Here is a 10,755-nt window from a genome sequence, read left to right on the forward strand (position 1 = left end):
TTGCGCGCCCCCGACGGCCCGGACGACCCGGCCACCCCGGACGGCCCAGCTACCCCAGGCGGCTTGCGCGCCCCCGACGGCCCGGACGACCCGGCCACCCCGGACGGCCCAGCTACCCCAGGCGGCTTGCGCGCCCCCGATGGCCCCGACGGCCCGGCCACCTCAGTCACCCCGGCCACCCCGAACGGCTCGGGCACCCCAGAGGGCTCGGGCACCCCAGATACCCCGGCCGCCACCGACGTACCGGACCCGGCGGCCCGGCCGACGGACGAGCGGCCTGCGTCGGCTGACGACTCGCGCGACAGCGCAAACAGCCCCCACACGAGTGCGGACGATCCTCACGGCAGCGCGAACAGCCCCCTCGCAAGCGCGGGCGGCCCCCGCGGAAGCGCGAGCGCCACCGGCAACGGCGGCAGCGACAGCGACAGCGACAGCGACAGCGACGACGGCAGCGACAGCGACGGCAGCAGCGACAGCAGCAGCGACAGCAGCAGCGACAGCGGCAGCAGCAGCCGGGACGCCTTCGACCGGGACGCGCTGCCCACCCCGCCCGGCGCGACGCGCCGCCTGCTGCGGTCGCTGCTCGCGCCCCGCCGCGGCCGGGTCGCGCTCGCCGCGGTGCTGCTCCTCCTCCAGCAGGCCGTCGTGCAGGCGGGCCCGCTGCTCGTCGCGTACGCGATCGACAAGGCCGTGCCCGCCGTGCGCGCGGGCGACCACGGCCCGCTGATCGCCGTGGGCGTCGGGTACGCGCTGTGCGCGGCGGTGGCCGGCGCGCTCCAGTACGCGTTCATCGTGGCGTCGGGGCGGGTCAACCAGGACGTGCTGCTCGACCTGCGCGGGCGGATCTTCCGGCACGCGCAGGCGCTCAGCGTGGACTTCCACGAGCGGTACACGTCCGGGCGGCTCATCTCCCGCTCCACCACGGACGTGGAGTCACTGCGCGAGCTGCTCAGCGAGGGGCTCCAGGAGCTGCTCACGGTCATCCTGTCGTTCGTGTACATCGCGGCGATGCTGCTCTGGCTCGACCTCGGCCTCGGCGGCCTGGCCGTGGCCTCCTTCGTGCCGCTGTACCTGCTGATCCGGCTCTTCCAGCGCCGCGCGGGCACGGTGTACCGGGTGCGGTCCACGGCCGTCGCCGCGCTGATCGTGAAGTTCACGGAGACGATGAACGGCATCCGCCCGGTGCGGGCGTTCCGCCGCGAGCGGGCCAACGACGAGCGCTTCGAGGAGCTGAACCGCCGGCACGAGCGCGTGAACGGTGACGCGATCCTGGAGATGGCCCGGTACGTGGTGGGCTCGCGGCTCGTCGCGAACACGGCGGTCGCCGGGATCGTGCTGTGGGGCGCGTACCGCGTCGCACAGGGCACCCTCGCGCTCGGCGTGCTGGCCGCCGCCGTGCTGTACCTGCGCCGCCTGTACGACCCGATCGACCGGCTGGGGATGTTCCTCAACTCCTACCAGTCGGCGGCGGCCTCGCTGGAGAAGATCGCGGGCCTGCTCGCGCAGCGCCCCTCGGTGCCCGAGCCCGCGCCGGAGGCCGCCCGGCCGCTGCCGCCGCTGGGCTCCGCGCACCCGGGCCGCACGGTGGAGTTCGAGGGGGTGCGGTTCGCGTACCGGACGGGCGGGGAGGTGCTGCCGCGCTTCGACCTGACGCTGCCGGCCGGGCAGACGGTCGCCGTGGTCGGCTCCACGGGCGCGGGCAAGTCGACGCTGGCCAAGCTCCTCGCCCGGTTCTACGACCCCACCGAGGGCCGCGTCCTGCTCGACGGGGTCGATTTGCGCGAGCTGGAGACGGTCGAGCTGCGGCGCGGCGTCGTGATGGTCACGCAGGAGGCGTTCCTGTTCTCGGGCACGGTCGCGGAGAACATCGCGCTCGGCCGCCCGGACGCCACCCGCGAGGAGATCGAGCACGCCGCGAAGGCGATCGGCGCCCACGACTTCATCGCCTCCCTGCCGGACGGCTACGACACGGACGTGCGCAAGCGGGGCGGGCGCATCTCGGCCGGGCAGCGCCAGCTCGTCGCCTTCGCCCGCGCGCTGCTCGCCGACCCGGCCGTGCTGATCCTGGACGAGGCCACCAGCTCCCTGGACATCCCCGGTGAGCGGGCCGTGCAGCGCGCGATGGACACGGTGCTGCGGGGCCGCACGGCGGTCGTCATCGCGCACCGCCTGTCCACGGTGGAGATCGCCGACCGGGTCCTGGTGATGGAGCACGGCCGCGTCGTCGAGGACGGCTCCCCCGCCGAACTCATCGCGGCCACGGGCCCGTTCGCGGACCTGCACCGGGCCTGGCGGGACAGCGTGGTGGGCTGAACGGGTCCCGGGTACCGGTCCGGTTCCCGGTACGCGTGCTCTCCGGGGGCCGGGACGGTCACCGGCCGGGGCCCGCGGAGGGGCCCGGCCCGGCTGAGATGCATCCGCCGCGCCGGGCCGGGCACCGGGGGGCCCGGCCTGCCCAACCACCCGTCGACGAGCGGGCTTTGCGCCCGCATACCGGACGCCCGGATCCACGCACCGGACATTTTCCAGCCAAAGTGCACCAACGGAATGACATGTACCTGTCTCGAATGGCACTCTTCCCCTCATCAGTCGCACAGGGGCTCACGCACCGGCGGCTCCCGCGCGCGGCGCGTCCACCCAGGCGGCGCGGCGCGCGTCACGCACCACGTACTGCCCTGCTCTGCCCGGCCGGTCACTCGCCGCCGGGTCGCCTCAGGCCGCGCACCCCGCGGTCGCGCAGAAGGAGTCCGTGTTGAGCACATCCCCCACACCCCGCAAGCGCTCCACCCGTACGCGCGCCACCGCCATCGGCGCCGTCACCGCGGCCGCCGCGCTGCTCGGCGTCACCGTCCAGGCCACGTCCGCCACGGCCGGGCCGGCCCCCGCCGCCACCCGGGTGGACAGCGGGTCCCTGCCCCAGAAGCTCTCCCCCTCGCAGCGCGCCGAGCTGATACGCGAGGCGGACGCCGCGACGTCCGCCACCGCGAGGACGCTGAACCTCGGCGCCCAGGAGAAGCTCGTCGTCCGCGACGTCGCCAAGGACCGCGACGGCACCACCCACACCCGCTACGAGCGCACCTACGCCGGACTCCCCGTCCTCGGCGGCGACCTGATCGTCGCCACGGACAAGGCGGGCGAGGTCAAGGACGTCAACCGCGCCTCCACGGCCCGCCTCACGGGCGTCCGCACGGCCGCCCAGGTCAAGGCCTCCGCCGCCGAGAAGCAGGCGCTGCGCGCCTCGAAGGCGGAGGGCTCCACGAAGCTGAAGGCCGCCAAGGAGCCGCGCAAGGTCGTCTGGCTGGTCAACAGCGCGCCGCGGCTCGCGTACGAGACCGTGGTCGGCGGTCTGCAGAAGGACGGCACGCCGAACGAGCTGCACGTGGTCACCGACGCCGTCACCGGCAAGAAGCTCGGCGAGTGGCAGGCCGTCCACCAGGGCACCGGCAACACGCAGTACAGCGGCCAGGTCCCGCTCACCACGCAGCAGTCGGGCTCGCAGTACACGCTGACCGACACCGCGCGCGGCAACCACCAGACGCGCAACCTCAACCGCTCCACGTCCGGCTCGGGCACCCTGTTCTCCGGCCCGGACGACGTCTGGGGCAACGGCCAGCCCACCAACCTGGAGACCGCGGGCGCCGACGCGCACTACGGCGCGGCGCTGACCTGGGACTACTACAAGGGCGTGCACGGCCGCAACGGCATCAGGAACGACGGCCGCGGCGCCTCCTCGCGGGTGCACTACGGCAACAACTACGTCAACGCCTTCTGGCAGGACTCCTGCTTCTGCATGACGTACGGCGACGGCTCGGGCAACCGCAAGCCGCTCACCTCCATCGACGTGGCCGCCCACGAGATGACCCACGGCGTCACCGCGGCCACCGGCAACATGCAGTACCGGGGCGAGCCGGGCGGCCTGAACGAGGCCACCAGCGACATCTTCGCCGCGGCCGTCGAGTTCAACGCCAAGAACCCGAACGACGTGGGCGACTACCTGGTCGGCGAGAAGATCGACATCCGGGGCAACGGCACGCCGCTGCGCTACATGGACAAGCCCTCCAAGGACGGCTCCTCGCTGGACTACTGGTCCAGCCGGGCCGGCAGCGTCGACGTCCACTACTCCTCGGGCATCGCCAACCACTTCTTCTACCTGCTGAGCGAGGGCAGCGGCCAGAAGACCATCAACGGCGTCACGTACGACTCGCCGACGTATGACAACAAGCCCGTGACCGGAATCGGCATCGACAAGGCCGCGAAGATCTGGTTCAGGGCCCTCACCACGAAGTTCAACACGACCACCAACTACGCGGCGGCGCGCACCGGCACGCTGGCCGCGGCGGGCGAGCTGTACGGCACGTCCAGCCCCGAGTACACCGCGGTCGCCAACGCCTGGGCGGCCGTGAACGTCGGCACCCGCCCCTAGGGCGGCGCACGGACGCCGCTCCGGAAGAGCCCTGCTCCCACCACCCTTCCGGAGCGGTGCCCCGGGCGAGAGGTGAACGCCTCGGGGCGTTCAGGCACTGTTCGCATGCCGGACCTTGACCATCGGCCAACGAACGCGATCTGGCCAACATTCAATCAAGGTCATGACATGTACCTGGCTCAAATGGCACGCTGCTCCCACACGGCACAACAGTTCTCCCGCACAGCACCAGTTCGGCCCGGGTGGTCCCCCATGCCACCCGGGCCTCCACACAAGGAGCATGCGTGACCCCCCACATAGCGAAGAAGCGTTCCACGCTGGCCATCGCCACCGCCGTCGCCGCCGGAGCGCTGCTCGCCACCGGACTGACCACCGGTGCCTCCGCCCAGCCGGACCTCGACAGATCCGCCGCATCGGCCGTTCCCGCCGCCGCGCCCGCCCCCCTGACCGCCACCGCCCGCGCCGGCCTGCTCCAGGACGCCCAGGCGGAGGCCTCCGGCACCGCCGACCGCATCGGCCTCGGCGCCAAGGAGAAGCTCGTCGTCCGCGACATCGTCAAGGACCGCGACGGCACCACCCACACCCGCTACGAGCGCACCTACGCCGGCCTCCCCGTCCTCGGCGGCGACCTGGTCGTCCACACCGCGAAGGACGGCTCCCTCAAGGGCGTCAGCAAGGCCACCAAGGCCACCGTCAAGGTCGCCTCCACCGACGCCGAGCTGGCCCCCCAGGCCGTCGCCAGGGCCGCCAAGTCGACGGCGGCGAAGGACGGCGACACCCTCAAGGCCGACCCGCGCGCGCCGCGCAAGGTCATCTGGGCCGCCGAGGGCAAGCCGGTCCTCGCGTACGAGACGGTCGTCACCGGCGTGCAGAAGGACGGCACGCCGAGCGAGCTGCACGTCGTCACGGACGCCGCCACCGGCGAGAAGCTCTTCCAGCACCAGGCCGTCGAGAACGGCAAGGGCCACAGCCAGTACAGCGGCGACGTGGAGGTCGGCTCCGTCAAGAGCGGCAGCACCTACCAGCTCACCGACTCCCAGCGCGGCAACCACAAGACGTACGACCTGAACCACGGCTCCAGCGGCGGCAAGCTGTACACCGACGCCGACGACGTCTGGGGCACCGGCAAGCCCACCAACACCCAGACCGCCGCCGTCGACGCCGCCTACGGCGCGGGCCTGACCTGGGACTACTACAAGTCCGTGCACGGCCGCAGCGGTATCCGCGGCGACGGCAAGGGCGCCACGTCCCGCGTGCACTACGGCGACAACTACGTCAACGCCTTCTGGCAGGACTCCTGCTTCTGCATGACGTACGGCGACGGCGAGGGCAACGCCAAGCCGCTCACCTCCATCGACGTGGCCGCCCACGAGATGACCCACGGCGTCACCGCGGCCACCGGCAACATGGAGTACAGCGGTGAGTCCGGCGGCCTGAACGAGGCCACCAGCGACATCTTCGCCGCGGCCGTCGAGTTCAAGGCGGCCAACGCCAAGGACCAGGGCGACTACCTCATCGGCGAGAAGATCGACATCAACGGCAACGGCTCCCCGCTGCGGTACATGGACAAGCCCTCCAAGGACGGCTCCTCGCTGGACTACTGGAGCAGCAACGCCGCGAACGTGGACGTCCACTACTCGTCCGGCATCGCCAACCACTTCTTCTACCTGCTGAGCGAGGGCAGCGGGAAGAAGACCATCAACGGCGTCACGTACGACAGCCCGACCAAGGACGGCTCCAAGGTCACCGGCATCGGGCGGGCGAAGGCCGAGAAGATCTGGTTCAAGGCCCTCACCACGTACTTCACGTCCACGACGAACTACGCGCAGGCGCGCAAGGACACGCTCAAGGCCGCGGCCGACCTCTACGGGGCGAACTCCGCGGAGTGGAAGGGTGTCGCTGCCGCCTGGAAGGGTGTGAACGTCAAGTAGCACGCCCCCGTTGAGCCGGGCGGCATCCAGGGTGTCGATCCCCTGGATGCCGCCCGCACCACGTTGTCCTTCGTCCGCCGGCCTGCTGTGGCTCGGCGCGCGGTTCCCCGCGCCCCTGTCGGGGCTCAGCGCATCAGGACCCCGGCCGCCTCGCCCGTCGCCTCCGACGGGAGGGTCACCAGGCCCAGCTCCGTGGGGCCGGACAGGAGGCGGTGGGCGGGCAGGACGCGGACCGTGTAGCCGAAGGGGCCGGTGCGGTCCAGGGTCAGCGGGCCCTCGTACAGCAGGGCGCCCTCGCCGTCCGGCCCACTCGTGGGCTTCAGCGGCACCGGCGTGGCGTCCGTGATGCGGTCCTCCGGGTCGACGCGCCCCGCGAGGGCCTGCACCTCGACGTCGTCCGGCGTCAGCTCGCCGAGCCGTACGCGCACCCGCAGCGCGACCGTGGCGCCCAGCTCGGCGGTGGCGCCCAGCGCCGCGGTCCCGGCCGTCGCGGCGGTCGTGGCGGTTTCCACGTGGTCGACGGCGACGCGCGGCCAGGCGGCGCGCACCCGGCTCTTCCACGCGGCGAGCGCGGTGGCGGCGTCCGCGTCGAGCATCCGGTGGGCGCGCGCGGCCGGGGCGTACAGGCGCTCCACGTACTCGCGGACCATGCGCCCGGCGAGGACCTTCGGGCCGAGCCGGGTCAGGGTGCGCCGCACCATCTCGATCCACCGGTCGGGCAGGCCCTCGGGGCCGTGCTCGTAGAAGCGGGGCGCGACCCGCCGCTCCAGGAGGTCGTACAGGGCCGCCGCCTCCAGGTCGTCGCGGCGGTGCTCGTCGGTGGCGGTGCCGTCGGCCGTTGGGATCGCCCAGCCGAAGTCCGGCTCGAACCATTCGTCCCACCAGCCGTCCAGGACCGACAGGTTGAGGCAGCCGTTCAGGGCCGCCTTCATGCCGGAGGTGCCGCACGCCTCCAGCGGCCGCAGCGGGTTGTTCAGCCACACGTCGCAGCCCGCGTACAGCTTGCGCGCCATCGCCATGCCGTAGTCCGGCAGGAACACGATGCGGTGGCGGACGCGCGGGTCGTCGGTGAAGCGCACCAGGTCCTGGATGAGCCGCTTGCCGCCGTCGTCGGCCGGGTGCGCCTTGCCCGCGACGACGATCTGCACCGGCCGGTCGGGGTGCGTGAGCAGCTCCATCAGCCGGTCCCGGTCGCGCAGCATCAGCGTCAGGCGCTTGTACGCGGGGACGCGGCGGGCGAAGCCGATGGTGAGGACGTCCGGGTCGAGGACCTCGTCGATCCAGCCCAGCTCGGCGGTGGCGGCGCCGCGCTGCCGCCAGGACACGTGCAGCCGGCGGCGCACCTCGTACACGAGCTGGGCGCGCAGCTCGCGGCGGAGCAGCCAGATGTCGCCGTCCGGGATGCCCGCGACGGCGTCCCAGCGCTCGTCGTCGCCGACGGACAGGGCCTGGTCGGTGCGGCCCGCGCCGATCCGGCCCGCGCCGCACCGGAACACCTCCGGGGCCACCCAGGTGGGCGCGTGCACGCCGTTGGTGACGGAGGTGATCGGCACCTCCTCGGGGTCGAAGCCGGGCCACAGGCCCTGGAACATCTCCCGGCTGACCCTGCCGTGCAGGGTGGAGACGCCGTTGGCGCCCCGGGCCAGGCGCAGCCCCATGACGGCCATGTTGAACAGGTTGGGCTCGCCGCCGGGGTAGGTCTCCATGCCGAGGCGCAGTATCAGCTCGACGTCGATGTGCGGCAGTTCCGCCTCGGGCCCGAAGTGGTGGGCGACCAGTTCGCGGTCGAAGCGGTCGATGCCCGCGGGCACGGGCGTGTGGGTGGTGAAGACGGTGCCGGCGCGGACCGCCTCCAGGGCGGCGTCGAAGGCGAGGCCCTCCCGGACCCGCTCGTGGACGCGCTCCAGGCCGAGGAAGCCCGCGTGGCCCTCGTTGGTGTGGAAGACCTCGGGCTCCGGGTGCCCGGTGAGCCGGCAGTAGGCCCGCACGGCGCGGACGCCGCCGATGCCGAGCAGCATCTCCTGGAGCAGCCGGTGCTCGCTGCCGCCGCCGTAGAGCCGGTCGGTGACCTCGCGGGCGCCGGGGTCGTTCTCCTCGACGTCCGAGTCCAGCAGGAGCAGCGGTACGCGGCCGACCTGCGCCTGCCAGACGTGGGCGCGCAGGGCGCGGTGGCCGGGCAGCGCGATGCGCACCAGGGCGGGCGTGCCGTCGGGTTCGCGCAGCAGGGTCAGGGGCAGCTCGTTCGGGTCGAGCACGGGGTAGTGCTCCTGCTGCCAGCCGTCGCGGGTGAGGGACTGGCGGAAGTAGCCGTGCCGGTAGAGCAGGCCGACGCCGATGAGGGGCACGCCGAGGTCGCTGGCCGCCTTCAGGTGATCGCCCGCGAGGATGCCGAGGCCCCCGGAGTACTGCGGCAGGGCGGCGGTGATGCCGAACTCGGGCGAGAAGTAGGCGACGGCGGCCGGGAGCCCGCCGCCGGAGGCCGCGTCAGGACGTCCCTGCCGGTCCCGGTCCTCCCGGTCCTCCTGGTCCTCCTGGTGCTCGTGGCGTTCGCGGTGCTCGTGGCGTTCCTGGTGCTCCTGGTGCTCCTGGTACCAGCGAGGGCCGGTGACGTAGGCGTGCAGGTCGGCGGCGCACTCGCCGAGGCGGCGTACGAAGTCGTCGTCGGCGGCGAGTTCGGCCAGGCGCGCGGGCGGCACGGAGCCGAGCAGCCGCACCGGGTCCCCCGCCGCGTCCCACAGGACGGGGTCGACGTCGCGGAACAGGTCGCGGGTTCCGGAGTGCCAGGACCAGCGCAGGTTGCGGGCGAGTTCGGCCAGCGGGGCGAGGGGGGCGGGCAGGACGGGACGTACGGTGAAACGACGGATGGCTTTCACGGCGGCACCTCTGTCGGAGGACGTACGTGACGCATCGACGGTAGGGGGTGGCGCGGCTCGCCACCACGGGGCGCACGGCCGCCCGCCCCGAGCCGCGGCCCCGGCGGCGCGCCCCCGCCGCCGGGTCCCGGGCGCGGCCGAGGGCGGCGGGTAAGCGCGCGGCCGGTCAGGGCGCGTAGCCGGAGACGACCGTGCCGTCGGAGGTGGTGGTGAACACGGCGCCGCCGACGTACAGCGGGCGGCCGAAGCGGGCCCACCCGGGGATGCGGTCGGCGGCGGGGTCCGCGGGGACGGTCTTGTGGCGCAGGGTGCCGACGTCGCCGTCGAGGCGCAGGCCGCGCATCTCGGCGTCGCCCGTGGACAGCACCCTATTGTCCGCGAGGGCCAGGGAGTTGAGTCCCGTCGGGGCGCCGTAGCGCCAGAGCCGCTTGCCGGTGCGCCAGTCGTAACCGCTCAGGTGGTGGTCGACGACGGGGTCGTCGTTGGCGCTCGCCACGACGAGGACGCCGCCCGTACCGGCCACGGGCCGGGGCGCGGAGACCTCCACCTCGGGCGCGAGCACGCGCCGGGTCCGCAGGGTCGCGGGGTCGAGCTCGCGCAGCCCCGGCTTCCCGTCCTGCCAGCACAGCACCGCGTCGGCGGCGCGCAGCAGGAGCTGGCCGCAGTCCACCGCGACCTGCCGGGCGACCTCGCCCGTGCGGGCGTCGAGGCGTACGACGCCGCCCTTCTCCAGGGCGGTGAACACCCGCCCGCCACTCACCACCAGGGACGCGGACGTCTTGGGCAGGGCCTTGGACCGCCACAGCTCGCGGCCGTCGGCGGCGGAGCGGGCGCGGATCACGGCGGTGCCGGGCGGGTCGTCGGGGCCGTACGGGCCGAGGCGGAGCTCGGCGACGTAGAGGACGCCTCGCGCGTACGCCATGGCGAGCACCCCGGACTCGCCGCCGGCCCGCCGCTGCCAGCGGCGGGCGCCGGTGGTGACGTCGACCTTGGTGACGCCGAGTTCGCTCGGCACGTAGACGGCGCGGCCGTCGGCGTCGGCCTCGGGGGCGACCGTGTGCAGCCCCGTGAGGTTCCCCTCGGCGCCGTCGAAGCCGCGGCTCGTCCACCGGTGGCGGCCGGTCGCCGCGTCGAAGGCGGCGGCCGCGCCCTTGCCGTCGCGGCACACCAGGGTGGTGCGGGCCAGGACGCAGCCGTCGCCCATGGTGTCCAGGGCCTTGGGCCGGGGCGCGGTCCAGGGCTTCCAGCCCTCGGGGCGGGCGCTCGCGCGGGTGCCGTCGCGGCCGTGGTCGCCGCCGCGGAGGGCGTTGCCGTGCTGGGTGACGACGCGCGGCCCGCCGCCGTCCCCGGCGCCCGCGGGAGAGCCGCCGCCTCCGGTGCCGCCGGAGGCCTCCCCTCCGGTACGGCCGCCCCCGGCCGGGCCCTTGCCGCTCGGGGCCTCCTCGGCGCCGTCCCCGAGGCCCGGAAGGAGCAGGGCCGCGGCGGTCACCGCCCCGGCGGCGAGCGCGGCGGCGGCGATCCAGGCCCG

The 10,755-nt window shown here is 73.8% G+C and carries 5 protein-coding genes; 3 read left to right on the forward strand and 2 right to left on the reverse strand.

Annotation, left to right across the window (positions count from 1 at the left end):
- The first annotated feature begins 126 nt into the window (after positions 1-126).
- The 3 genes from QK440_RS39680 to QK440_RS39690 all read left to right on the forward strand — a co-directional run bounded on the left by QK440_RS39680 (position 127) and on the right by QK440_RS39690 (position 6,354).
- The gene (locus QK440_RS39680; protein ID WP_282798128.1) at positions 127-2,313 is read left to right on the forward strand and encodes an ABC transporter transmembrane domain-containing protein; all 2,187 of its coding nucleotides are present in this window, start codon (positions 127-129) and stop codon (positions 2,311-2,313) included.
- Between the two features lie 439 nt (positions 2,314-2,752).
- Entirely contained in the window at positions 2,753-4,423 is a 1,671-nt protein-coding gene (locus tag QK440_RS39685) for a M4 family metallopeptidase (protein ID WP_282798129.1), read from the forward strand.
- Positions 4,424-4,707: 284 nt separating this feature from the next.
- A complete protein-coding gene (locus QK440_RS39690; RefSeq protein ID WP_282798130.1) occupies positions 4,708-6,354 on the forward strand; it encodes a M4 family metallopeptidase in 1,647 nt (548 codons plus the stop codon).
- Positions 6,355-6,479: 125 nt separating this feature from the next.
- On the opposite strand, the gene glgP is transcribed toward QK440_RS39690, so the two are convergent.
- Together glgP and QK440_RS39700 are read right to left on the reverse strand one after the other, a co-directional pair.
- Positions 6,480-9,227 (reverse strand): alpha-glucan family phosphorylase, encoded by a 2,748-nt coding sequence (gene glgP / locus QK440_RS39695; protein ID WP_282798131.1) that lies wholly within the window; start codon positions 9,225-9,227, stop codon positions 6,480-6,482.
- A gap of 166 nt (positions 9,228-9,393) precedes the next feature.
- Positions 9,394-10,755, reverse strand: a 1,362-nt coding sequence (locus QK440_RS39700) for a PQQ-binding-like beta-propeller repeat protein (protein ID WP_282798132.1), incomplete at its 5' end; no start/stop codon positions are given.

Origin of the sequence: Streptomyces sp. CC224B, assembly GCF_030010595.1 — a bacterium.
GTDB lineage: Bacteria > Actinomycetota > Actinomycetes > Streptomycetales > Streptomycetaceae > Streptomyces > Streptomyces longispororuber.